At 69.5% G+C, this 24,330-nt stretch carries 24 protein-coding genes and 1 riboswitch; of the genes, 11 read left to right on the top strand and 13 right to left on the bottom strand.

Annotated features, from left to right (window positions below; genetic code table 11):
• The first annotated feature begins 14 nt into the window (after positions 1–14).
• Positions 15–1,679, top strand: coding sequence for an FAD-dependent oxidoreductase (locus tag CT688_RS05455; protein WP_107756071.1), 1,665 nt, complete (start codon positions 15–17; stop codon positions 1,677–1,679).
• A 38-nt stretch (positions 1,680–1,717) separates the two neighbouring features.
• On the opposite strand, the gene CT688_RS05450 is transcribed toward CT688_RS05455, so the two are convergent.
• Positions 1,718–2,356 (bottom strand): TetR/AcrR family transcriptional regulator, encoded by a 639-nt coding sequence (locus tag CT688_RS05450; protein ID WP_107756070.1) that lies wholly within the window; start codon positions 2,354–2,356, stop codon positions 1,718–1,720.
• A gap of 124 nt (positions 2,357–2,480) precedes the next feature.
• On the opposite strand from CT688_RS05450, the gene CT688_RS05445 reads away from it, so the two are divergent.
• From CT688_RS05445 to CT688_RS05425, 5 genes are read left to right on the top strand one after another with little or no spacing between them, the layout of a single operon-like run.
• The gene (locus CT688_RS05445) at positions 2,481–3,620 is read left to right on the top strand and encodes a VOC family protein (RefSeq protein ID WP_107756069.1); all 1,140 of its coding nucleotides are present in this window, start codon (positions 2,481–2,483) and stop codon (positions 3,618–3,620) included.
• A complete protein-coding gene (locus tag CT688_RS05440) occupies positions 3,617–4,555 on the top strand; it encodes a fumarylacetoacetate hydrolase family protein (RefSeq protein WP_107756068.1) in 939 nt (312 codons plus the stop codon). The genes CT688_RS05445 and CT688_RS05440 overlap by 4 nt, the downstream gene beginning before the upstream one ends.
• The gene (locus CT688_RS05435; RefSeq protein WP_107756067.1) at positions 4,552–6,438 is read left to right on the top strand and encodes an acyl-CoA synthetase; all 1,887 of its coding nucleotides are present in this window, start codon (positions 4,552–4,554) and stop codon (positions 6,436–6,438) included. The genes CT688_RS05440 and CT688_RS05435 overlap by 4 nt, the downstream gene beginning before the upstream one ends.
• The gene (locus CT688_RS05430) at positions 6,435–6,797 is read left to right on the top strand and encodes a DoxX family protein (RefSeq protein ID WP_156607135.1); all 363 of its coding nucleotides are present in this window, start codon (positions 6,435–6,437) and stop codon (positions 6,795–6,797) included. The genes CT688_RS05435 and CT688_RS05430 overlap by 4 nt, the downstream gene beginning before the upstream one ends.
• Positions 6,794–8,398 carry a bifunctional 3-(3-hydroxy-phenyl)propionate/3-hydroxycinnamic acid hydroxylase gene (locus tag CT688_RS05425; RefSeq protein WP_107756065.1) on the top strand — a complete coding sequence of 535 codons (1,605 nt, stop codon included), beginning with the start codon at positions 6,794–6,796 and terminating at the stop codon, positions 8,396–8,398. Before CT688_RS05430 ends, CT688_RS05425 begins: the two co-directional genes overlap by 4 nt.
• Positions 8,399–8,445: 47 nt before the next feature.
• Here the strand turns inward: CT688_RS05425 and CT688_RS05420 are convergent, their stop codons facing one another.
• Positions 8,446–9,108 (bottom strand): TetR/AcrR family transcriptional regulator, encoded by a 663-nt coding sequence (locus CT688_RS05420; RefSeq protein WP_107756064.1) that lies wholly within the window; start codon positions 9,106–9,108, stop codon positions 8,446–8,448.
• A 134-nt stretch (positions 9,109–9,242) separates the two neighbouring features.
• Between CT688_RS05420 and CT688_RS05415 the strand changes: the two genes are divergently transcribed.
• The 3 genes from CT688_RS05415 (at position 9,243) to CT688_RS05405 (ending at position 12,900) form a co-directional block, all read left to right on the top strand.
• Positions 9,243–10,079 carry an Emopamil-binding protein gene (locus CT688_RS05415; RefSeq protein ID WP_107756063.1) on the top strand — a complete coding sequence of 279 codons (837 nt, stop codon included), beginning with the start codon at positions 9,243–9,245 and terminating at the stop codon, positions 10,077–10,079.
• A gap of 481 nt (positions 10,080–10,560) precedes the next feature.
• Positions 10,561–11,136: a TetR/AcrR family transcriptional regulator gene (locus tag CT688_RS05410; protein ID WP_107756062.1), complete on the top strand. Its 576-nt coding sequence runs from the start codon at positions 10,561–10,563 to the stop codon at positions 11,134–11,136.
• Positions 11,137–11,229: 93 nt separating this feature from the next.
• Positions 11,230–12,900 carry a hypothetical protein gene (locus CT688_RS05405; RefSeq protein WP_156607134.1) on the top strand — a complete coding sequence of 557 codons (1,671 nt, stop codon included), beginning with the start codon at positions 11,230–11,232 and terminating at the stop codon, positions 12,898–12,900.
• 71 nt (positions 12,901–12,971) lie between these two features.
• Here the strand turns inward: CT688_RS05405 and CT688_RS05400 are convergent, their stop codons facing one another.
• From CT688_RS05400 to CT688_RS05375, 6 genes are all read right to left on the bottom strand, one after another.
• The gene (locus CT688_RS05400; RefSeq protein WP_107756060.1) at positions 12,972–14,045 is read right to left on the bottom strand and encodes an ABC transporter substrate-binding protein; all 1,074 of its coding nucleotides are present in this window, start codon (positions 14,043–14,045) and stop codon (positions 12,972–12,974) included.
• Positions 14,042–14,857: an ABC transporter ATP-binding protein gene (locus tag CT688_RS05395; protein WP_107756059.1), complete on the bottom strand. Its 816-nt coding sequence runs from the start codon at positions 14,855–14,857 to the stop codon at positions 14,042–14,044. Before CT688_RS05395 ends, CT688_RS05400 begins: the two co-directional genes overlap by 4 nt.
• Positions 14,854–15,966 (bottom strand): iron ABC transporter permease, encoded by a 1,113-nt coding sequence (locus tag CT688_RS05390; protein WP_231750508.1) that lies wholly within the window; start codon positions 15,964–15,966, stop codon positions 14,854–14,856. Before CT688_RS05390 ends, CT688_RS05395 begins: the two co-directional genes overlap by 4 nt.
• The gene (locus CT688_RS05385; RefSeq protein ID WP_107756058.1) at positions 15,963–16,772 is read right to left on the bottom strand and encodes a hypothetical protein; all 810 of its coding nucleotides are present in this window, start codon (positions 16,770–16,772) and stop codon (positions 15,963–15,965) included. Before CT688_RS05385 ends, CT688_RS05390 begins: the two co-directional genes overlap by 4 nt.
• 39 nt (positions 16,773–16,811) lie before the next feature.
• Positions 16,812–17,001, bottom strand: a riboswitch (cobalamin riboswitch).
• Positions 17,002–17,147: 146 nt separating this feature from the next.
• The gene (locus CT688_RS05380; protein ID WP_107756057.1) at positions 17,148–18,074 is read right to left on the bottom strand and encodes an undecaprenyl-diphosphate phosphatase; all 927 of its coding nucleotides are present in this window, start codon (positions 18,072–18,074) and stop codon (positions 17,148–17,150) included.
• Positions 18,075–18,210: 136 nt separating this feature from the next.
• Positions 18,211–18,822, bottom strand: coding sequence for an HNH endonuclease (locus CT688_RS05375; RefSeq protein WP_107756056.1), 612 nt, complete (start codon positions 18,820–18,822; stop codon positions 18,211–18,213).
• Positions 18,823–19,036: 214 nt separating this feature from the next.
• On the opposite strand from CT688_RS05375, the gene CT688_RS05370 reads away from it, so the two are divergent.
• Together CT688_RS05370 and CT688_RS05365 are read left to right on the top strand one after the other, a co-directional pair.
• Complete coding sequence (locus tag CT688_RS05370; protein ID WP_107758022.1) at positions 19,037–19,432, top strand: globin; 396 nt, start codon at positions 19,037–19,039, stop codon at positions 19,430–19,432.
• Between the two features lie 35 nt (positions 19,433–19,467).
• Positions 19,468–21,033, top strand: a complete 1,566-nt coding sequence (locus CT688_RS05365) for an alpha-amylase family glycosyl hydrolase (protein ID WP_370446353.1) — start codon at positions 19,468–19,470, stop codon at positions 21,031–21,033.
• Between the two features lie 31 nt (positions 21,034–21,064).
• On the opposite strand, the gene CT688_RS05360 is transcribed toward CT688_RS05365, so the two are convergent.
• The 5 genes from CT688_RS05360 to CT688_RS05340 are packed head-to-tail and all read right to left on the bottom strand — an operon-like array spanning position 21,065 to position 24,327.
• Positions 21,065–22,255 (bottom strand): site-specific DNA-methyltransferase, encoded by a 1,191-nt coding sequence (locus tag CT688_RS05360; protein ID WP_107756054.1) that lies wholly within the window; start codon positions 22,253–22,255, stop codon positions 21,065–21,067.
• Positions 22,252–22,935 (bottom strand): hypothetical protein, encoded by a 684-nt coding sequence (locus CT688_RS05355; protein ID WP_107758021.1) that lies wholly within the window; start codon positions 22,933–22,935, stop codon positions 22,252–22,254. Before CT688_RS05355 ends, CT688_RS05360 begins: the two co-directional genes overlap by 4 nt.
• A 2-nt stretch (positions 22,936–22,937) precedes the next feature.
• A complete protein-coding gene (locus CT688_RS05350; RefSeq protein ID WP_182613722.1) occupies positions 22,938–23,423 on the bottom strand; it encodes a thioesterase family protein in 486 nt (161 codons plus the stop codon).
• The gene (locus CT688_RS05345) at positions 23,420–23,881 is read right to left on the bottom strand and encodes a thioesterase family protein (protein WP_107756053.1); all 462 of its coding nucleotides are present in this window, start codon (positions 23,879–23,881) and stop codon (positions 23,420–23,422) included. The genes CT688_RS05350 and CT688_RS05345 overlap by 4 nt, the downstream gene beginning before the upstream one ends.
• Entirely contained in the window at positions 23,878–24,327 is a 450-nt protein-coding gene (locus CT688_RS05340; RefSeq protein WP_107756052.1) for a thioesterase family protein, read from the bottom strand. Before CT688_RS05340 ends, CT688_RS05345 begins: the two co-directional genes overlap by 4 nt.
• Positions 24,328–24,330: the final 3 nt, after the last annotated feature.

The raw sequence follows: 24,330 nt of genomic DNA, 5'->3' as shown, positions 1-24,330 counted from the left end.
CAAGGAGGACCCCGGTGGCCCATGTCATCACGCGGCCGTGCTGCAACGACGCGAGCTGCGTCACTGTCTGTCCGGTGAACTGCATTCATCCCACACCCGGAACACCCGACTTCACCCGGGCGGAGATGCTGCATATCGACCCCGACGCCTGCATCGACTGCGGGGCGTGCGTGGATGAGTGTCCGGTCGACGCCATCGTCCCGGACGACCTCCTGCCGCCGGACTCGGCCTTTCCGGAGATGAATGCCGACTACTTCCGGGGACGCGACATCGTCCGATCGTGGACCCCGCCTCGACCCGCACACGCCTCCGGGCCCGGCGCCCTGCGGGTGGCGGTCATCGGTGCCGGGCCGGCGGCCTTCTACACCTCGGGCGAACTGCTGCGTCACCGCGGCGTCACGGTCGACATGTTCGATAGCCTCCCCACCCCCTATGGTCTGGTGCGCGCCGGTGTCGCCCCGGATCACGCAGCGACCAAGGGCGTCGAGCGGACGTTCTCGGCGACCGCCTCTCGCGAGGCGTTCCGCTACTTCCTCAACGTCGAGGTGGGAGTCGATCTCACTCTCGACGAACTCCGCGCGAGGTATCACGCGGTGATCGTCGCCACCGGTGCGGCCGCTGACCGCGCGCTGTCCATCCCCGGCGAGGACCTACCCGGATCACTCGCCGCCACGGATTTCGTGGCCTGGTACAACGGCCACCCCGACCACGCCGACGACGCGATGGACCTGAGCGGCGAGTCCGTCGTGATCGTGGGTAACGGCAACGTGGCCCTAGATACGGCACGGATCCTCGTGACAGATCCCGACGAGCTGGCGCGCACCGATATCGCCGATCACGCACTCCGGGCCCTTCGTCAATCGCAGGTGCGACACGTGACCATCCTGGGCAGACGCGGCCCGGCACACGCCGCGTACACCAACTCCGAGTTCCAGGCATTCGCCTCCCTCTCCGGCGTGGACGTGATCGTGGACCCGGCTGACCTCGTTCTCGACCCCCGGACCCACCGGGACGAACAGGCGCGAACGCTGGACCCCACGACCGCCACCAAGTTGCGCCTCGCCCGCCGCTACGCGGCCCGAACCCCGACAGGCGCGGCTCGCTCGGTCGTGTTCCGTTATCTGTCCTCCCCCACCGCCATCCTCGGCGACCACGACGGCGTCTCGGGAGTGCGGGTCTCGCGCATGGCCTACAGGGCTGATGGCACCGGTCGCGTGCGCCCGACAGGCCCGGAGACGACAGCGCCCGCCTCCATGGTGATCCGGTCGATCGGGTATCGCGCAGACCCATTCCCCGGCCTCCCGTTCGACACCGGTGCCACCGTCATCCCCAACGAGGAGGGACGGGTGACCGAGAACGGATCCCCGATCGTCGGCGTCTACGTCGCTGGGTGGATCAAGCGCGGCGCCCGGGGCGGGATCGGCGCCAACAGGCGATGCGGTCTGGAGACCGCCGAGGCCGTTCTCGCCGACTGGACGCAGCACCGCCTGCCGGGTCCCGTGATCAGCGAGGACGACATCGACGCCGTGATCACCGAGCGGCGCGGCCACCGGATCGACGCAGCCGGGTGGGCCGCGATCGACGAGCACGAACGGGCAGCCGGACGCAGCGACGGCCGCCGCCGACGCAAACTGGTGTCGATCGACGAGATGGTGCGGGTCGCAGCGACCGCCACCTGACCCACCTCGTCACGCCACGCCCGGTCGAGTCGGTGAGATCAGTCCCAGGCCGGCAACGGAAGGGCGATGAGCGCCGCGGCCTCGTCCTCGCTCACACCCAGGGCGCGCAGGACGTGGGCGGTGACGGCGTCGGTCGTGGCCGCGTCGTCGCGTTCGGGCTGATCGTGCAGCAGCAACGCCAGCGTCAGCGCGGCCCCGGAGACGACGGTCAGGGCCACGTCGATGTCGGCGGCGACGAACCGCCGGGCGGCGACCGCGGCCTCGATATCGCGACGCGCGCGGGGAAGCAGGCCCGCGTCGGCGCTGGAGAGGACCGACAGACCGTGATTGACCACGACTCTGCTCAATTCTGGGTGCCTGCGATGCAGCCGACCGGTCAGGCGGAAGCTCTGGGTGAACGCCTGAGCCGGATCGTCCATCCCCTCGGTGAGACCATCCAGCAGATCGGCGTGGTCCTCGACAACGGCGAACACCGCCGCCTCGAACAACTCCTCCTTGGTCGAGAAGTGGTTGTAGAACGAGCCGTTGCCGACGTCGGCCATCGTGGTGATGTCGAGGACCGACACCGCGGTCCGCCCCTGCGCCATGAGCTGCTGGGCGGCACCGATGAGGGACCGCCGGGTCTGGGCCTTGCGTCGCTGAGCGCGTGTGAGAGCACCCGGGTCGGCCTGAACCATCACACACTCCTTCCAGGCAGAGTCACATGGTCTCATACGCACCCGTGACGAATTCGTCAACGGACTTGACTGACGCTTGCGGCGTATATGACGATATCGTCAACCACAATGACGGGGAGGCGCGATGACGGTCAGCCACGACGTGCACGAGGGGCTGCACGCCGACGAGGGCGCGCTGCCCGGGGAGCACCCCGGACGCCGGCCGAACCCGGTGGTGAAGGTCCACGACATCGCGTGGCTGGAGTTCGACAAGCCCGATCTCACGCGTACCGCGGCGTTCGCGGTGGACTTCGGTTTCACCCCCACCTTCCAGACACCCGACGAGCTGCATCTCCGGGGCGCCCTGCCGGGTCCGCCCTGCGTCATCGTTCGCCGCGCCCCGCGCACCGCCTTCACCGCCGCGGCTTTCCGTGCGGCCGACTCCGCCGACGTCCACACTCTGGCCTCCGAGTGGGGACGGCCCGTGGAGTCTCTCGGCGACACCCTGGGAGGGCACGCGGTGACCACCCGGGATCCGAGCGGATGCCGCGTGCGGGTGGTCTCGGGAGTCACCGAATGGCCTGCGCTGCCCCTGCAGAGGGTGCGCAACCCGTTCAACTTCGAGGCCCACCGCACCCGGGTCAACAGCACTCAGCGGCCCCCGCGCGCACCGGCGCTCGTCGAGAGGCTCGGCCACGTGGTGCTCTCGTCGACGCGCTACCTGGCGTCACTCAACTGGTACCTGCACAACCTGGGGATGATCGTCAGCGACTTCCTCTACTACCCCGGACAGCGTGACCGCGGGCCCGTGATGAGCTTCATCCGGTGCGACCGTGGCGGCGAGGTGGCCGACCACCACACCCTGGCCCTGACACTCGGCCCCGCCGACCGCTACGTCCACTCGGCGTACCAGGTCTGTGATATCGACGCTCTGGCCGCCGGGAGCGAGTACCTGCTGGACCGGGGATACGACCACTCGTGGGGACTGGGTAGACACATTCAGGGCAGCCAGCTCTTCGACTACTGGCGCGATCCGGACGGATTCCTGGTGGAGCACTTCACGGACGGGGACCACTTCGACAGCACTGTCGCCGCCGGGTGGGCCCCGATGACGGCCTCGGGCCTCAACCAGTGGGGCCCGCCGGCCACCGCAGACTTCCTGGGCATCAAGCCCGGCCGCGCCGCACTGCGCGAGTTCACCTCGATCCTCGCGTCACTGCGCGAGTCCGACAACGAGTTCGACGTCCAACGCCTCTTCGGCCTGATGAAAGTAGCCCGCACATGAGCTTGTCCGTCCTCCGTACCGCCGACGCGTGGTGGGTGCTGGTGCCCGCCGGCGCCCGTCGCGTCGACACCCGCGCGACCTCCACCGCCGAGCTGATCGCGGACCGCCAGGCCGTCGTCCGTGCGACGACCGACGACGGCGAGACCGTGGACCCGTCGAGTCTGGCCCTGCAGTCGCCGGTCACCGCGCCCTGCCGCGTGATCGCGCAGATGACCAACTACGTCTCACACGTCCGCGATTCCGGCATGAACCCCGACAAGGTTCCACTGACGTTCTTCCGCAAGGCCTCGGGCTCGATCGTCGGGCCGAACGACGACATCGTCAAACCCGCGCACGTCCGACTGTTGGACTACGAGGTCGAGATCGGGGTGGTCTTCGGGACCAGCCTGCCCGTCGGAACCACCATCGACGAGCAGACCCTCGCCGACGCCGTTGCCGGCCTCGTGATCACCAACGACGTCTCAGCGCGCGACGTTCAGCTGCCCAAGACGCAGTTCTACGAAGCGAAGTCCTACCCCGGCTTCACCCCGGTCGGCCCCGTCCTGGTGCTGCTGGAACCCGGCGAGTGGGAAAAGTTCTCCACGCTCACCCTCGAGCTGAGGGTGAACGGGGTGACACGTCAGAACAGCACCGTCGCCGACATGATCTACAGCCCACTGCAGGCGGTCCGGACCTTGAACAGATTCCAGCGCGTCGATGCCGGAGACCTGCTGCTGACCGGCACCCCCGGAGGAACCGCGCTCACCGCACCCGCGAAACCCATCGAGATGATCGGAGCGCTGCTCCCGCCGCACCTGAAGTGGAAGGCGTTCTTCAAGCGGCAGGCCGGCAACCCCAAGTACCTGCAGGACGGCGACATCGTGGAGACGTCGGTCCGTGCGGGCGACGGGACTCTCGACCTGGGCATGCAGCGCAACGTGGTGCGCTACGCATGATCACCCCCACCTCATCGGCGTCGTTGTGGCCGGCCTACGACACCCCCGAGGACGTCGCGGTGATCGAACAGACACCGCTCGACGCGCGCGGGTTGCCGGTATCGACATACGCGGTCCTCGCCCGCGCGGCCGAGCAATGGCCTGAACGCACCGCGCTGCGCGTCATGCCCGACGCGACCCGGTGGCAGCAGACCACCGACCGCACGTATGCCCAGTTGCTCGACGCCGTCGACAGACATGCCGCGGCCCTCCGCGCCGCGGGGGTCGGCAGTCAGGACGCGGTCACCCTGCTGGCGCCGAACTGTGTCGAACTGATCGAGGTGATCTTGGCGGCGCAGCGCGCAGGCGTTGCCGCTCCGATCAACCCGGCCATGAACGCCGACCACGTGGCCGAACTGATCGGCAGATCGGGCTCGCGGGTTCTCGTCGCCGCCGGGCAGGACCTCGACCCCGAGGTGTTCTCGCGGCTTGACGACATCCTGGCCAGCACGGTGATCGACACGGTGTTCCTCCTCCGCCCCACCGGGGCCGACTCCCTGCCCGAGGTACCCGATCTGGGCGACGTCACCGTCGCCTACCTCGATTCGGCCGAGGTCCCCCGCGTCGCGGTCGAGGAGGTTCGTGGTGCCGACGACCTCGCCGCACTGTTCCACACCGGCGGGACCACCGGCGTGCCCAAGCTGGCCGGTCACACGCATCGCTATGAGGTCTCCAACGCGTGGATGATCGCGGCGAACACCGTGCTCGACGAGGACTCCGTCGTCTTCGCGGCGCTACCGTTGTTTCACGTCAATGCGTTGATCGTCACCGTGCTCGCGCCGATGCTGCGCGGCCAGACCGTCGTGTGGGCGGGGCCTCTGGGGTACCGCGACCTCGCCCTGTACGGCGTGTTCTGGCACCTCGTCCAGGCCCACCGGATCTCCGGGATGAGTGCCGTTCCCACCGTCTACTCGGTGCTCGCGCAGTGTCCTGTCGACGCCGACATCTCCAGCCTCAGAGCGTGCCTCGTCGGGGCGTCGATGCTGCCATCCGCGGTGCGTGAAGGATTCGAGTCTCACACGGGAGTCCGCCTCCTCGAGGGCTATGGTCTCACCGAGGCGACCTGCGCCAGCGTGCGCAGCTTCTTCGACGGTCAGCCCGCCGGCTCGGTCGGGCAGCGCCTGCCGTATCAGCAGCTCCGCGCCGTCGACGAGGACTGGCAGGAGGTGCCCGCCGGTTCCGTCGGGCGGCTCGTCGTGTCGGGCCCCACCGTGTTCGCCGGCTACATCCGCCGTCGCGGCGAGGACGGGTTCGACCTCGATGACGGTGGGTCTGTTCGAGATGGGTGGCTGGATACCGGCGATCTGGGGTCTGTCGACGAACGCGGGTTCGTGACCCTCACCGGCCGCGCCAAGGACCTCATCATCCGCGGCGGGCACAACATCGATCCCCGCGCGATAGAGGACGCTCTTCGCGAGCATCCCGATGTCACCGACGCCGGGGTGGTCGGTCGTCCCGACGTGCACGCGGGCGAAGTACCCGTCGGATACGTCACCATCCGGGACGGCGCCACGGTGACCGGTGCCGGCCTGCAGGCGTGGGTGAGCGACCGGGTGTCCGAGGCGGCAGCCGCCCCTCGAGAGGTGACCATCATCGACTCGCTGCCGGTCACCGATGTGGGCAAGCCCTACAAGCTCGCGCTGCGAGCCCTCGCCACCGAGACCGCGCTCAGCGCGGCACTCACCGAGGCCGGGGCACCCACGCCGGTGGACGCTCGGATCGTCGACGGTTCTGTCGTGGCCGTGGTCGAGCAGCCCGGAGACGTCGACACTGCGACTCGCGTCCTCGACAGCTACGCGATCCACTGGACGTGGGCGCCGAGCGACGGGCGCACCCGCTCATGATCGATTCCCACCCCCTCGCCGCGCGTGGGGTCGCGCTCGTGCTCACCGCCACCGGCACCGCGAAGGTCCTCGCCCTCGCTCCGATGAGGGAGCGAGCCAGTCACCTCGGGTTCTCCGGGCGGGCGTTCCGCGTCATCGGCGCCTGCGAGCTCGCCGGGGTGGCCGGGCTCCTGCTCGGCGAGGGCCACCCCCGTGTCGGGGCGGCGTCCGCGATCGCGGTCTGCTCATTGATTGGCGGTGCCTGCTGGGCTCACCGGCGTGTCGGGGACAGCTGGTCGGCCACTGTCCCCGCCGTCGTCGTCGGCGCCGGCGCCGCGCACGCGGCCGTCGGCGCTCTGACCCGGATGGGCGTTCGATGAGCCACGGCACCGATCCTGTCCTCATCGTCGGCGCCGGACCGACCGGACTCACCGCGGCGGCGCTGCTGGCCGACCTCGGGGTGCCGTCGATGCTCCTCGAGCGGTGGGAGGGCATCTTCCCGCAGCCGCGTGCGGTGCACCTCGACGACGAGGTGTACCGGATCATCGCCCGACTCGGGCTCGCCCCGGAGTTCGCGGAGATCTCCCGCCCCGCCCTGGGCCTGCGTCTGGTCACGTCCTCGTTGCGGGTCATCGCCGAGTTCCCCCGCGACCCGGGCGTGGGTCCGAACGGATTCCCGGCGGCGTCCATGTTCGACCAGCCGCGGCTCGAGGCACTCCTCCGCTCCGCCGTGGCCCGGCGCGCGAACCTCATCACCCTGCGTTCCGGTGTCGAGGTGACCGGAATCGATCAGTCCGATACAGGTGTCGCGGCCTCGGCGACCGATCGTGACACGGGTGAGCCGATCACGTTCCGGGGCAGCTACCTGCTCGGTTGCGACGGCGCCGGCAGCATCACCCGCGCGTCGATCTCAGCCGGGTGGCGGGACCTCGGATTCAGCCAGCGGTGGCTCGTCATCGATGTCGAGACGTCGGCCGATCTACGCCAGTGGGACGGGGTGGCGCAGGTGTGCGACACCCACAGAGCGGCCACCTACATGCGCATCGGCGAGACCCGCTACCGGTGGGAGTTCCAGCTGCTCGAGCACGAATCCGTCGAGGACTACCGCGACCTCGACGCGGTGGTGCCGTTGCTGCGGCCCTGGCTCACAGGCGTAGAGGCCGCAGACCTCGAGTTGGTCCGTTCAGCTGAGTACACCTTCCAGGCCCGCGTAGCCCGGAGATGGCGTGACCGCCGCGTCTTCCTTCTCGGCGACGCCGCGCATCTGACGCCACCGTTCATCGGCCAGGGAATGGGAGCGGGCCTGCGTGACGCCGCGAACCTCGCCTGGAAGCTCGCCGCCGTCCTGAAGGACGGAGCGTCGTCGTCGACCCTCGACTCCTATGAGCAGGAACGCATCCCGCACTGCACCGGACTCATCCGTCTCGCGATGGCCACTGGCGCCGCGATGACCGGCGGCGGTCACGGAGGTGATGTCCTTCGCCGCACGATCGCGCCCGTCCTCGCCGCGGTTCCGCGTCTGGCGAGGAGACTGACCGACAGTACGACTCCTGCCCTCCAGCCGTCCTACTACGTCAGGCGCGGGGCGCTGGGCTCCGTTGCTCCCCCGCGGATTTCGGCCCCGAGCGCCTCTGGCCTGGCCGGCCACCTCGTGCCCAACGCCGTGGTGTCCGACGACGGAGGTCGCCTCGACGACCACACGACCGGTTTCCGGGTCCTCACCGTGGACACCCCCACCCCCGAGCAGGACTTCGAGATCGCACGCCGGGGCGGGACCACCGTCGCCGTCGCGCTCGACAGTCCCCTCGGAGAGTGGTTGCGCGCCCACCGCGCCCGAGCAGCGGTCGTGCGCCCCGACGCGACGGTGATGGCGGCGGGACGCTCGATCGCGGAGGTGTACACGCTGCTCCCCGCGGCGGGGTCACAGCCTCGTGGTTGCGACGCTACGTCCCGGGGCGCTCTGGCGGGCAGAGCCGACTGAGCCCCGAGGACACCCGCCCGTGATGGTGGGCCTGCCGCTGACCGTCGTCAGGCTCTGGCCTCCCGGTCCGACGCGGCAGACCTCCCCTCGAGGAGCCGTCTCACGTGCGCCCCGACCTCCGCCGCCACCTCGGCCGCCGGTTGATCGCGCCCCGATCGAACCCATTCCGTGAGGTGCACCTGCACACTCGCGATCGTGAGGCCGGCAAGCACTCGGGCACCACCAGCGGCACTGTCCGGGGACACCATTGATGCGAGATCCGCGAGCGCCTCGAACCCCATCTCCCACGCCGCCTGCTGATTCCCACGTCCGACTCCGGCGGCGTGAGCAGTCGCCCAGCTGAATCCTTCGTTGATGTGCAGATCCAGGAAACCGGGGTGCTCCGCGAAGAACGTGGCCACCGTGACCGCGGCGGCGACGAACTGCTCGACCGGCGAGTCGAGCCCGTCGATCGCTGACGTCGCCGATTCGACGAGCTCCGTCATGCGCACTGAGTTGAGCTCGTCCCAGATCTCATCCTTTCCGTCGAACGAGGCATAGACAGTGGCGAGGGAGACCTCCGCCGCCCGGGCGATGTCACTCATCTTGGTGTTGGCGAAGCCGACTTCCGCGAACCGCATCTCGGACGCGGCCATGATCTGCTGGCGATACATCTCTCGTCGGGCCTTGCGCAGGCTTCCGGACCCGGTCGGCGCGCGGTCAAGCGCCATTCCCCTTCTCCATCCCTCGGACTGACTCACTGCAAGCTGTTGCCACCGACTGTACCTACTGTTATGTTTTCCAGAATCGTAATTCTGGTAGGAGTATCCAGAATTACCAATTGCGGAAAGCGGAGGAATCGAACGTGACCACCAGAGCAGCGAACACTCAAGATCTGTCGCACGACTTCGGGCGCCCTTGGGGCACACGCCGCAAGGACATCTACATCTGGACCACGGTCGCAGCCCTCGTGATCTGTGTCGTGCCCTTCGCGGGAGTAGTCCTGCACTGGTGGGATGCGGAGCCAGCCGGCTTCATCGCGGCCGCGCTGATCTGCGGCCCGATCATCATCCCGATGGTGGTGGCGTGGTGGGACGATCCCGGCGAGACCAGGACCATGCTCGAGCGTTTCAACGAGTTCATGATCGTGTGGATCCCGATCACCGCGTCAAGTCAGGTCCTCTGGGAGATCACCTGGCTGATCGGAGACCTCCTCGGCCATATGAACCTCACCGCCGAGGACCGGTGGGGCTGGTTCTGGTATTTCTACGGAGCCGCCGACACCCGATACCTGATCGGCGACGCCGGCCTCTTCGGCATGGAGACCGTGGCGGCCATCGGCGGATGCATCCTGCTCTACAACTGGCTGCCGCTGCTGCGCACGAAGGACGACGACCGTCGACGCATCCGGATCCTGTGGTGGTGCTATTTCGCCTTCGCGATGATGACCGCGGTCATCATCATCTACTACGTCGCGGAAGCCCGGGACAGCTTCGCCAACATCGAACAGGGTTTCTGGGGCTTCGCCCTGAAGTTCGTCTTCATGAACATCCCCTGGATGGTGGCCCCCGTCGTCTCAATGCTGTTCATCCCCAAGATGATGGCAGTGCTGTACCAGCGCGTGTACACGGGATGGAGCCGCTTCCCGCAGCCGACCTCGTCGGACCCCGGGGCCCGCCAACCCAGTGCAGACGTCCATTGACATGGCCGGATTCGACGAATTGCCACACACCAGGGTCGGTGACCCCGGAGCGTGACACCCATATCCCGGAGGAGGTCCGGGCCCCAGAGCCCGGCGACTCGTGATCGTGCGGTGACGGAAGGCACCTCCCGCTCGACACGGTGCCGGCGTCTTTCCCATCGACGGTGGCCGCGACCTCAGCGGCCGGGCGGGACCTCAGAAGTACTGGGCGCCGCCGTCGATACTGATGTGCTCGGCGGTGATGAACTTCGACTCGTCCGAGGCGCTCGATGGCCGGCCCGGGGTGCCCCGGCCGAAGCGATGGCGGCACTTCTCGCGTCGTGGTCATAGCCGACAGAGTGGCGCAGGAAATGCCACGTGGTCGAGGCCCTGACCGAGATCCGAGACACCCGCGCACGCCGAGGTCCGTGGTCCGTCTCATCCCCGGCCCCCTGCCGGGAGAAAGCCGAGACAGTCGCACGAATCTGTCTCACACTGAGATATGGCTACTGATTGGTTGCTCGACGACTCACGGGACCGGGCTGCACGTGACCGCCTCATAGCGGTTGCCGCGGAACTCATCGCGGAGGCGGGGATCGACAGGTTCGACGTCACGGAACTCGCGCGGCGCGCGCACTGCTCGAGGGCGACGGTGTATCGACATGTCGGCGGACGCACTGTGATCATCGAGGAGGTCCTCCGCCGCGCCTCCGGCTCCATCGTTGCTGCTGTGGAGGACCACGTCAGAGGCCTCACGGGGCGCCGCCGTGCCATCACCGCGTTGACCGTGGCTCTGGCTGCCGCTCGCCACGACCGAATCGCCTCGCAGTTCCTGCCCGCTGTCGGCAGAAGCGCAGAGTTTCACGCACTGTTGGAGTCGACCACGGTGATCACGACGACCATTGACCTGATCGGCCTCGGCTCCCCCGACAGCGGACGCGCACAGTTGGCGGTCCGGGTCTTCCTCACACTCCTGCTGTGGCCACCCGGTTCTGGCGAAGAGCGCCAGATCGACCTCCTCGCGGACCTCGTCTCGGGAACGGCCCCGGAGCGGGCTGACGCGGCCGTGACCGGGTGATCCGCGCTCGTCGGCCCACCGGGAGCCGAAGGTGACCTCCTCTCCATCAGATGGTCACAGTCCCGCCCTCGACATCTGATCACCGACCACGCGATGGTCGAACCCGTAGGTTACCTCACAGGCCAGCGGGTGGGGGGACGGCACGTGGAGGAGCAATGGGAGTCCGTCTATGCGACAGACGGCGACAAGCGGGTCATCCGGTTCTTTCCCGACTACGGCCGTGAGCACCCGCTGTGGGAGAGCGGGACCGACAAGTACGCGATGGATCCGGAGGATTATGGGCTCTCGGAGTCACTCTCCCGCAGGTTGGCTGGGTGGATGAGGCACTGGGAGTCCAACGTGATCCCCGAGACGGGGTGGAAGTCCGCCGAGGCGGCTGCAGAATCCGAACGCGTCGGGGATGCGCTGGTCGCCGACCTACGTATCGAAGTGTCCGGTGTCGCCGAGGTGCGCGACGAACGTAGGTCAACGGCCGCCTCCCCCGGCTCGTCAGATGCGCGCGAGTCCACAGCGCATCGCAGCTCCCCGGATCACACACTCTCGATGTTCGTCCCGAGCGCGATCTTCATGGAGGGGACACTGCCGCCATTGGCCGTGGGAGAGGTCATCAGCGTGACTCTGCTGTTCGAGACGGACGTCCCTCCCTCGGCTGTGGGAGTCGATACCTTCCACGTCACCGTGCACCCCGTCCACGGGATGTCCCCGGGCCTGGACCGCGAGGGTTATCTGACATGGCCGATCTCGGTCGCCGGTGACGGCTGGACCGCACGGTGGCTCCACCACGCACCGTTCTCCGGGCGCGTTCGACTGGACGGCCGTCTCTGCCCGGACCTCGTCAGAGCTCTGCCCGGGCATCCCGACACGACGACGGGCAGGGTTCGGCGCCTGCAGCTGGTCGAGCAAGAGTACGAGAACACTGGCAGTGGACAGCAACCCGTCCCCGGCACCGAGCGGGTGAGCGACCCGGACCGCCAGCCCGATCACTATTGGCCCGACTGGCGAGTCCCGCCCGGCAGCCAGACCTTCCACCCCACCGGAGTCCTCGTGGACCTCGATCTCGATGACGTCCCTGAGCCTGCCACCCGTTTTGACGCCGGAGCGATCTCCGTCAGCGGGAACGACGTGTGGGTGGTGGACAAGTCCGACCCGGTTCTGCTCCACATCGACACCGCATCCACGCCGCCACTCGTCACCGAGTACCTCCTGCCGCTGGTGATCGAGCCGCCCGCCGCCATGTGGACTCGCGCAGTCCATGCCGACCGCGAGGGGTGTTGGATCACCGCTGGAGACGAGATCGTCCGCTGCGATCACAACGACCGGGCCGGAGTGACACTGCGGCGTGTATCTACCGACGGCGGGGACGACACCGTCCTCGTCGACGACCGCCTTTTCGTCCTGACCTACCCGGGATTGACCACCCAGGTGACCGAGCGATATGGCGCGCTTCGAGGCGGCGGCCCGGACAGCTTCCGGGTCCGCGAGGTGGTCGACGACGAACTCGTACCCGTCCACGACGAGACCACCATCGCACGGGCCCGGGCCAGCAGTCGGAGAGCCGATATCGTGACCACCCCGGACGGCGCCACCTGGACCGCGGCCGGTCGCGTCACGGTCACACCGGACGGCGCGGCGAGTCACACCATCGACCTCCACCTACGATCTCCGGGCCGAGTGCGCTGGATTCGCCCCGACGCACGCTCCGGCCAGGGAGTCGACGAAATCGCCGTCGGCTCCTCGACGCCGCGTCCGGGAACAACCCGGTAATCGGCCCGGACACGTGGGCCGTCTCGACACGTCCCCACCCACTCCTGCCGCCCCTGCTGCGATCTGCCGGTTCAGAGCCAGTCGTTGCCCCCGAGTCCGAGCTCGGACACGTCCAGCCCGGGGGTCAGGCCCGTGTGGGGTACGAGCCCGTGCTTCTCCAGGACTGCGCGGATCGTCTCGGCCGCGTCGACGTTGAGGGGGCTCGACACCCACATGCCGTAGGGGAGGTTGACGAAGCGGTTCTCGCGTACGGCTTTGAGACCACGGCTGGCGGGGTGAGCCTTGAGCGCGGCGATCTTGTCCTCCACGGTCTGCTCGCCGTACTCGACGAACGCGATCACATCCGGATCCTCGGCAGCGAGGCGTTCCCAGCTGATGCTGGTCCAGGTGTCGGCGACGTCCTCGGTGGCATTTCGCGCCCCCGCCGCGTCGATGATCCCCTGTGGACCGCCGAACGAGCCGGACGACAGGATGGTGTCACTCGTGCTGTCGACCAGGAACACCGTCGGTGCGTCCTGCGGGGCGGGAAGGGCGCGAAGAGCGTCCACCCGCTCGGCCACCTCGTCCGCGGCTGCTGCGCCCGCGTCGGCGTTCCCGGTGATGATGCCGATGTTGCGGAGGTCGGTGTCGAGCGCGTCCCACGGGTCCATGGTCCCGCGCTGGGCTTCGCCCTCGGTCTGGCGGCACGCCTCCGTGAGCTGATAGACCCCGATATCGTGTCCGGCGAGGATCTCCGGGGTCAGTCCTCGTGACTCGGAGAACCCGTAGTTCCACCCGGCGAAGACGACGTCGGGTTGCGCCGCGACCACGTTCTCCAGGGTCGGACCCTGTTCGGTGACCTCGTTGAGTCCGTCGATCTGGTCGCCGTACGCCAACCGCAGCAGGTCCTCGTCCTTGGACGCCGCGGCCACCGCGGTGATCTGGTCGCGGGCACCGGCGGCCAGCGCGATCGAGATGATGCCCGGGTCATACGCGAACAGTTCGTCCACCGTCTCGGGGTAGGTGACCTCTTCCCCGCAGTTGACCACGGTGACCTCGCCCCCGGGACCGCCGCCGCCGGGTGCGGCGGCGTCGGAACCGCAGGCGGAGAGGAGCGCCAGCGTCACCGCCAGGACGGGTCCTGCGGTGATGATCGGACGTGTCATGGGTAGGTCCTGCCTTCTGTAGTGGTGGCGACCGCGTCTCCGAGGAGGAGGTGGGGTCGGCCGGTGCGGGGGTGGGCGACGATGTAGCCGTGGACGCCGAAGACCTCGTCGAGGAGCTCGGCGGTGAATGTCTCGACGGGCGGCCCGTACGCGACGATGCCGCCGTCATCGACGACGGCGACCGCATCGAAGTACCGCAGGACCAGGTCGAGGTCGTGGATGGCGGCCACGACGGTGGAACGCAGCGTCTCGAGCGCGTCCATCAATCGCAGCCGCCAGGCGGCGTCGAGGTGGTTGGTGGGTTCGTCGAGCATGAGCATCGGGGTGCGCTGGGCCAGAGTCCGCGCGAGCACCACCCGGTGGCGTTCACCGCCGGAGAGTCTCGTACAGGACTGGTCGCCACGCCCGGCCAGGCCCACCGTCCGCAGCGCCTGCTCGACGATGTCCTGCTCGCCTTCCTCCCCCAACGCCCATGGCGTGCGATGCGGAGTCCGTCCGAGGGCCACGGCCTCCGACAGGGTGAGTTCAGCCGAGGGCGCCTCCTCCTGACCCTGGACCGCGATCAGCCGTGCCCGCTGCCGGGACCGCATCCTGTGCACGTCGACCCCGTCCACGGTCACCGAACCCGAGACCGGGGCGTCCAGACCCGCCAGCACCCTGAGCAGTGTCGATTTTCCCGCGCCGTTCGGACCGACCAGCGCGAGCCGCGATCCGGACGGCACCTCGAGATGAACGCCGGAGACGACGATCCGCCTGCCCCTCGCACAGGACAAGTCGTCCGCGACCAGGCGCACGGCGCCCGCCCCCGTCACGAGGCGCTCCCGAACGTGTAGGCGCGGCGTCCCATGAGCAGCAGGAAGATCGGCGCACCGATGATCCCTGTGACGATTCCGAGCGGCATCTCCTGGGGGGCGGCGATCACCCGGGATACCACGTCCACCCACACCAGGAAGAGTGCTCCCCCCGCCGCGGCGACGGGCAGCATCGCGCGATGCGTGGCACCCACGACGAGGCGGGCGGCGTGGGGGATGATCAAACCCACGAATCCGACGCCCCCGGCCACGGCCACGAGAACCCCCACCAGCAGGCCCTGCGCGACGAACAGCCCGATCCGGAGCGCGCGCACCGGCACCCCGAGCGAGGCCGCCGTGTCGGACCCGGTCGCGTACGCGTCGAGCCACGAGTGCAGGAGCAGCCCGCTCACCAGAGCCACCGCGACGACTCCCGCCGCGAGGGGCACCGTGGACCACGTCGCCCCGGCGACGCTGCCGAGCATCCAGTGCATGACCGTCTCGGCCGCCCGCGAGTCTGTGGCCACGAAGACCATGAACGACGACACCGCGGTGAACGCCGCCGACAACACGACTCCGGCGAGAATCAGCCGCAGCGCGGTGAGCCCACCCGTGGCGCTCGCGACCGCATAGACGAGCACGGTCGCTCCCAACGCGCCGAGCAACGCCCCCCCGGACAGCGCCCACACGCCGAGACCGCCGAAGACGCCGAGCGTGATCACCGCGGTGGCACCCACCGCGGCCCCCGCCGATACCCCGAGGAGGTACGGGTCGGCCAGGGGATTGCGTACGAGGGTCTGCATCGCAGCTCCGGCGAGCGCGAGACCCGCACCCACCACCGCGGCGAGCACCGACCGGGGAAGCCGCAGGTCGAGGATGATGATGGAGTGCGCACGCTCGGCCTCGCCGCCGGTGATCGCCGCCCATACCGTCCGCCACACGTCGCCGACCGGGATGTGCTCGGCACCGAAGGCGACCGAGCTGACCACGCTGATGGCCGTCAGGGCGGTGAGCACGATCGCCAGTGGGACAGGCGGGAGCCTGCGGGCGGTACGGAACGAGGCCGAGCCCGCGTCGGTGACAGGCCGCGACCGACGGCTCGGACGAACGCCCACCCCGAGGCCCGTCATCGGGTGCTCTTCCCTGGGACGCCTCCACGGTCCCGCCGCAACCGTTGCTCTTGCCGGTGCCGTTGCCGCGAACGCCGCTGCGCCTCGGGGACCCGGGGACACGAGTCACACTCGGACCTCTGCGCTCCCAACCGGATGAGACAGCACGAATGCCGGTCGTGCACCAACGCGGGCGTGCCACCCAAGCGGATCATCGTCACCAGCGGTCGATCGGAGAACGCGCCGGTGACGACGTCGGCGTCCGTCTCGACCGCGCGTCGCCGTGGACCCCCCACGGTCCGGTACGCGGCCCCGAATGCGCCAGCGCACGAGGCCGCGATTCCCCCGAGAGCGGCCCTGCGTGTGACGGTGCCGGCGTCCACGCACGCATCCACCAGGGGATCGACGTGACTCCGGATGCTGTCGACCAGTGCGCCGGGGTCCTGCTCGCGACCGAGAACCGGAGTGTCGGGCAGCGACACCTGGAGTGTCGCGCCGGCGCGGTCGATCAGTGCCCACCAGCGGTCATGGCCCGGATGCAGGAGTGTCCCGTCCGCACACCACGCCGCCACCATGAGGCCGAGAGCCCGGCCGGCGTAGTGCTGGAGCGAGCACAGTAGCCCGGGCGCCGCGTGCGGGGTCCCCAGACTGTGGGAGTATCGCCGACCGAGCTCCTGCCATGTCGCGGGTTCGCAGAGCTCGGTGACGCTCCGCCAGTCCGGGTCGCCGGGGTCGGGTCGAGATCGATGAGGGACGGGCGATGCCTCGAGCGCCCGCTCGGCCAGGGCGCTGATCCCCATGCCGACGGGCCCATACGTGGAGTACACGGGTGGCCTTGTCTCTTCGGAACCTGTGCGCGAGGTTCGCTCGGATGTCGCGGAACCGACAGGTATTCGGACTCGGGATCAGCCCTCCCCGACGCCTTCCCGGAACGAATTCCAGTGGCATCCTGTCGGTTCGGTACCCCACACCGCTGCGCGCCAGTCCCGGAATCTCACCGGGTTCCCTGGCATCCGATCGTCCCCGTCAAGGGAAGCCGGATGCGGTCGGTTCCACTGTGGACGATAACAGACGGGCTGGTCAGGACGCCCGGAGGCCGCGCGATCACGGGTCTGGGGTCGAGCGGCCCGGGTGCTGCCGTGGGGTGCTGCCCTGCGCGCGGGGCTCCCCACGGACTTGACCCCCGGCAGTCGCACCGGAGCTCACTGGTGGTGAAGGGCGACCTGATCCTGATCGAGCGGCAGTTGATCCACCGGCGGGGCGTCACCGAAGTCCGGCTGGGTGATCAGGACGAACAGCGCCAGGGCCACCACGTACACCGCGAAGACCCGGAAATGCCCGCGATAGAGCAGCCGTAGCACCAACCACAGCGCTCCCGCACCGACGACGGCGGCCACCACGAATCCCAGCACGTAGTCCTGCCACCCGAGCGAGAGCCCGCCGTCGAAGGCGGCGGGATCGAGCAGGCTCAGCGACTGCACGCCGGTGGCGGCGAGGATGGTGGGTATGGCGACGAAGAAGCTGAACTGCGCTGCCAGTGGCCGGTGCATACCCAGAGCCAGCGCCGCGGCGATGGTCAGCCCAGACCGGCTCAGGCCGGGAAAGAGCGCCGCCGCCTGGGCGACACCGATCACCACGGCGACCAGCACCGTCATCTGGGTGGCCCCGCGCCAGGTCGTCTTGACCGAGTCCGACCACCAGAGCACGACGCCGGTGATCAGCAGCATCAGCGCCACAGCCCACGGCGTGACGAAGACGTCGGTGCCGTAGGCGCGGATGACCAGCCCCAGGACCCCGGTGATCGCCGTGGTCAGCAGGCCCAGCAGCGCGAGCCGCAGATGGATCAGGTGACGCAGCGTGCGCCTGCGACGCCACAGCCCCAGTTCGCGCCAGATGCCGTTGAGCAGGCGCGTGAGCGGTCGCCACATCACCACGACGACGGAGACCATCGTGCCGAGGTGCACCACCAGGTTGTAGAGGATCATCTCCGGGGTGTCCGGCGCGGGCAGAGGCGACCCTTCGGCCGCCAGCCATTGCTGCGCCAGCACCAGGTGGCTGGACGAGCTCACCGGGATGAACATGAAGAGTCCCTGGATCGCTCCCAGGAGGACCGATTCCCACAGACTCATCGAGCGTGATGCTCCGCCGTCGTTCCGACCGACCGGGCCCCGGCGGACGCATTGTCGGCAGTAAGCGGAGAATCAGGCATACCTCACACCGTAACCACCTCGGTGGTCGGGCCCGCGGGCACGTGCCGGATGGCCCTCAGGCGGCGTCGAGGTACAGGTAGTCCTCCCAGTACGGGCCGATCTCGCGCAGTTGGGACACGAGCCGCCACGTCCGGCCCCTCGGTGCCACCAGCGGAACCCGGAGCTCCCATCCCAGCTCGGAGAGGAGCTTGTCCGCTTTGCGGTGGTTGCAGGGCGCGCAGGAGGCCACACAGTTCTCCCATTCGTGTGCGCCCCCGCGGCTGCGCGGGATCACGTGGTCGATGGTGGTCGCGCGCGCGTTGCAATACCCGCACCGGTGGGAGTCGCGGTGCATCAGGGCGGCCCGCGTCATGGGCACCTGCGCACGGTACGGGATGCGGACGTACTCGCGGAGCATGATCACCGAGGGCACGCGGACGGCCGTGTCGACCGATCGGACCAGGATCTCGTCCGGGTGGTCATGGACCACCACCGCTTTGCCGCCGAGCAGCATCACCACGGCGCGACGAGCGGGAAGGGCTGTGAGGGCCTCGTAACCGGCATTGAGCAGGAGGACCCGCGGCGCGGCGGTCAGCGGGACGTGCGGGTCGGGGACGCGTTCGAGTCGAACGGGGGCTCGTGACCCCGGTTGTCGGTACTCCGAATTCTCGCGCACGGCTGTGCCCATGGTCGGTCTCCACTCATCTGCCCGTGCCCAGTCCACCATCAGCGACCGGGTCCGTAGTGAACCTCGCCTGCAACGATGATGCACCCTCGATGAACACTTCGTGTGCTATCGCCGCGCACAGGTCAGCCGCCTCGCCCGCGTCGCCCCCGGCGACCGGGGCCGACGGGTGGTGGGATCGGTCCCCCTGGCGGATCCCACGGGCATGATGGGGGGCATGAGCGGCACTACCTTCTACGACGAGATCGGCGGCGCGGAGACCTTCCGGGCGCTGGTCCACGAGTTCTACCTGCGGGTCGCGGACGACCCGGTGCTGCGGCCGCTGTATCCGGAGGAGGACCTGGGTCCGGCCGAGGACCGCATGCGGATGTTCCTGGAGCAGTACTGGGGCGGCCCCACCACCTACTCCGAGCAGCGCGGCCACCCCCGACTCCGGATGCGCCACAACCCGTTCCGTGTCGACCGGGCGGCGCATGACGCCTGGCTCACCCACATGCTCGCCGCGGTGGACACGATCGACCGCGAGACCCTGGACGACGAGCACCGGGCGGCGATGGTCGAGTACTTCACCCGCGCCGCCGCCATGATGGTCAACACCCCGGAGGGCATGTGACGTCGCCGGCCCACTCCACGCGGCCCTGGGAGGACATGGTCCTCTACCAGATCTACCCGCGCTCCTTCGCCGACGCCGACGGGGACGGCTACGGCGACCTACAGGGGGTGATCGACCACGTCGGCTACCTGGAACTGCTGGGAGTGGACGGGGTGTGGCTGTCCCCCATCATGAGGTCCCCCGGCGCCGACCACGGTTATGACGTCTCGGACCCGCGGGACGTCGACCCCCTGTTCGGTGACGTCGAGACGCTGCGGCGACTGGTGGAGGCGCTGCACGCCGCGCAGATGGTCCTGATCATGGACCTGGTGCCCAATCACACGAGCGTCGAACACGCGTGGTTCGCGGCGGCGGTGGGGGCCGGCCCGGGCAGTCCGGAACGCGAGCGCTACTTCTTCCGCGACGGCCTCGGTGACGACGGCTCCAGGCCGCCCAACAACTGGCCCTCGGTGTTCGGTGGGCCGGCCTGGACGCGCATCACCGAACCGGACGGGACGCCCGGGCAGTGGTACCTGCACCTCTTCGCGCCCGAGCAGCCGGACCTGGACTGGTCGCACCCCGACGTGGGCGACGACCTCGAGCAGACCCTGCGCTTCTGGCTCGACCTGGGGGTCGACGGGTTCCGGATCGACGTGGCGCACGGTCTGGCCAAACCGGACGACCTGGCCGACCTGCCTGACGACGTGGAGATCGCCCAACTCGTCGTCGACGAGCGCGACGCGCGATGGGACCGGCCCGGCGTCCACGATGTCCACCGGCGGATCCGTGCGGTCGTCGACGAGTACCCGGGCGCGGCGACCTTCGGAGAGGTGTGGGTGGGCCCGGCCGACCGGTTCGCCCGGTACCTGCGCCCCGACGAGCTACATTTCGCGTTCCACTTCCCGCTCACCGGCGCGCCCTTCGAGGCCGGCGCGGTGCGCGAGGCCATCGAGGCGACGCTCGAGGCCTCCCGGATCGCCGACTCCGCCCCCACCTGGGCGTTGTCCAACCACGACGTCGTGCGCGAGGTGACCCGATACGGCAACGGCGCCCTCGGCATCGCCCGGGCCCGGGCGATGCTGCTGGTGGAACTGGCCCTGCCGGGGATCTCCTTCATCTACGAGGGGTCCGAACTGGGGCTGCCGAGCGACTTCTCGATCCCCCACGACCGGTTGACCGACCCCACCTGGGAACGCAGCGGTCACGCGGAGATGGGGCGGGACCACTGCCGCGTCCCCCTGCCGTGGGAGGGCACCCGGCCTCCCTACGGTTTCTCGACCGCCGATCGGACCTGGCTCCCCATGCCGGGCGACTGGGGCCCACTGACAGTGGAGGCCCAGCTCGAGGACCCGGACTCCACCCTGTCGTTGTATCGGGCCGCCATCGAGACCCGGCGGACCTTGCGGGGCCCGAGCACAGCGGCGGTCGAGTGGTACGGCGCGCCGTCCGGGTGCCTGGCGTTCCGCCGCGACGACGGGGTGGTGTGTGCGCTCAACGCCTCGGAGCGATCGGTACCGCTCCCCGAGGGCGAGGTCATCCTCGCCTCCGGACCCCTCGACTCGCACACCCGGGCAGGTGAGATCCTGCCGCCGGACACCGCGGTGTGGCTACGACCCCGCTAGTGGACGAGAACCGGGACGGAAACCGGCTCGGTCACGCCCCGCCGACTCGCAACCGCGGCAGGATCACGTCGCGGACCGTGTCCGGGTTGCGCTCCACCACCACCCAGCGACGGCCCAGGTCGCGGGCCGCCACGGCGGTGGTCCCGGAGCCGGCGAACAGGTCCACCACCAGGTCGTCCGCCTCGGACGCCAGCTCCACGATCCGCCGCATCAGCGCCTCGGGCTTGGGGGTACGGAAACCGTCGACCCCCGCGCTGCGCAGTTCCGCGCGCGCTGTGTCGGTGGACCCGACCTCCTGGGACAGCCAGACGGTCCTGAGCTTCTTGATGCGGCCCGCCTCGTGCCGGTCGCGCTGGTACACGTCGACCCGTGGCCCGGCCCGGCCCCGCACCGTCCGACACACCAGCTCGTCGCCGCGCTCCCCCGCCCGCTCGCGCGACCAGCGCCAGACGGCCGGGCTGAGATCTCCGAACACCGGGAGGATCTCGGTGAGCCCGGGCGCGGGGTCCACGGAGACCTCGCCGGTCTCCGGGTCGCCGTAGAGCGGGTAGGTCATGGTGGGCGTCGTGCGCGGGTTGAATCTCTTGTTGGTGTTGCGCAGGGGTAGCAACCGGTAGGCGACCCCGTCCTCGGCGGTGTGCGGGAAGTCGGAGGGGTCCACCGCCGAGGCCACCCCGCCGGACAGGCGGACGCGTTCGGGGTCCCGCGCGTACACCATGAGTCGGTCGTGGGAGCCGGCGAAGAACCTGTCGAGCTGACGCCCCTTGGGGTTGCTCTCCACGGTGAGGTCGGCGATGAAGGCGTCCGGGCCGAACACCTCGTCGAGCACGCAGCGGACGCGGTGGGCCTCGGCGTCGTCGAGGTGTACCCACACGGTGCCGGTGTCCGCGAGGAGCTCGCGGGACACCACCAGTCGGCGCTCGATGTATCCCAGCCAGCGATGGCGGGGCATGTTGTCGTGGTACCCGTCGAAGCTGCCGCCGCGGTTGTAGGGCGGGTCGAGATACACCAGCTGCGCCGCGCGTGTGGCCTGCAGACCGAGACCGTCCAGCACGTCACCGACCTCGGCGATCCTGCCCCCGTCACCGCAGAGGACGACCCCGGTGACCTGTCCGCCGGCATCAGGGAACGCCTCGGCGAGCTCGGGCACCGGCCCGTGTTCTCCCGGGATCTCGGGCTCGCCCCTCCCGGGCCACGAGACCGAGAACCCCGGGGGCGTCATCGCGGTTCGAGGGTCAGTGCGTCGGTCCTGCGGTAGGCCGTGCCGTAGCGGGCATCCAGGCGTAGCCACGCGCCGCGTTCACTCACCCTCACCGGTTCGCCCTCCGGTGCGCGGCCGGCCCGCTCGGGGACGAAGCCGCACATCACCATGGAGAACACCGTCCGCATGTCCACCGCCACGGGGCTGTCGGTGTCCGCGCGGACGGTGAGCACGTCCTGGTCCAGCAAGGAGGGCGGCAGACCGGCCGGCCCCGCGCTCTCCCGGGCCGCATCGCGCCCGGACTCGGCGAGATCGAGCAGCACCTGCGCGGGGATCGCCTCGACCATCTGGAACCCGTCGGTGGGCGGGAGCAGCCCCTGCCACGAGGAGGTGAGGGGCATCCCGGGATCGACGCGTCCCTCGGCGTCGCCGCGCGGCAGGAGATCGAACTCGGTGAGCAGGTGGTCGGCTCCACACACCACGTCGCCCCGCGGGCAGTGCCCACCGACCGCGCGGACCACCAGGGCGCCGAAGGGCGTCCGGGACCACACGCGCATCCTGCCGTCGTCACCGCTGGTCAACCGCACCACCGCCGCCTCGTCGAGCCGCAGCAGTCGGCGCAGGAGGGTCCGCAGGTCGTCCCTGTCGGCGGGGTCGGGGACCGCGATCGCCTCGCCCCCTCCACCGCCGCGCACCGGCATGGTCACGCCGGATCTCCGTGACGGAACTGCATCAGATGCTCCCGCTCGTCCCGGGTGAACCGGCGCGGCCGCTGGGTGGCGAGGTCGAACGCCGCGATCGTGGACGTGCACTCCACCGCCGGGGGCGCCGAGTCCGGGGTGGCGCGCCCGCGGACCTCGTGACGGGCGACGAACATGGCCGCGCCGACCTTCTCGCACCACATGCGGACCCGGATCGGGCCGTCAGCGCGGGTGACCTGACCGCGGTATCTCACGGCGAGCTCGGTCATCACGGCGCCGGCGGTGAGCGTCGCGGTGGGGATGCCCTCCTCGAAGAGCCACGGGATCCGGGCCTCTTCGAGGAGCGTGATCATCCGCGCGTGGTTGACGTGATGGTAGAGGTCCTGGTCCGACCAGCGGACGGGCAGCGCCGCGGTGAACACGCGGCGTCCCGGCTCACCCGAGATTCCGAGGGGTCCCCCGGCCTCGTAGACGAGCTGTTCGGTCACTCCGAGGGCCTCTCGTCGGTGATCGCCGCCCGCTGGTGCGCTGCCTCGAGGACGTGTCGCACCCCTGTCGGTATCTCCACGGCCGTAGAGGTCGACGCGTCGTAGGCGACCATCACCACGCGCAGCGCGCAGCAGATCTCCCCCGCGGCGTCGAAGATCGTCTGCCGGATCTGGTACGAGGTGGTCCCGACGTGTTCGACCTCGATCTCGACGTCCACAGACGTCGAGTCCCGCAGGACCGGGCGGAGGTGGTCGATCTCGACCCGGCGGACGACCTGCGGCAGGTTGCCCAGACCGAACGGGCCGAACCTGCTGCGGACGAACAGGATCCGGGCCTCCTGTGCGTACTCGATGTACTTGACGTTGTTGACGTGCCCGAACTGGTCGAAGTCCGCCCACCGCACCTGCAGGGTGCAACGGAACGTCCCCCGGTCCGGGGTCTGATCACCGGGACTCATCTCGCCTCCTCGCTCCCGCCGAGTAACGCCGCGCGCTCCTCGGGACTGATCTCGAGTGTCGTGGTCTCGTCCGGCGCCGTCACCACCAGGACGGTGTCGACGACCGCACACGGTTCCGGGCCCGTGGAGTCCGAACCGATCGAGGTCCTCATGGTGAAGGACGTGCGCCCGACCCGCAGGACCTCCACGTCGACCCAGACGCTCGTGGCGCCGTACCCGATGACGCGGCGGAAGTCGATCTCCATCCACCGTGCCAGCGCGATCGGCACCCGCGACCCGGGCACGCCGAACCTGTCCCGGAACCACATCAGTCTGGCGTCCTGGGAGAACTCCTGGAACCGCACATTGTTGACGTGTTGTCCCACGAAGTCCGCGATGCGAAGCGGGATGTGGACCCGGTGGACCTCGCCGGGGGTCCGCGTCTCGGGCGCGGCGTGCGATCCCATCTG

The organism is Dietzia sp. JS16-p6b, from assembly GCF_003052165.1.
GTDB lineage: Bacteria > Actinomycetota > Actinomycetes > Mycobacteriales > Mycobacteriaceae > Dietzia.
This window is presented reverse-complemented; position numbering and strand designations above follow the sequence as displayed.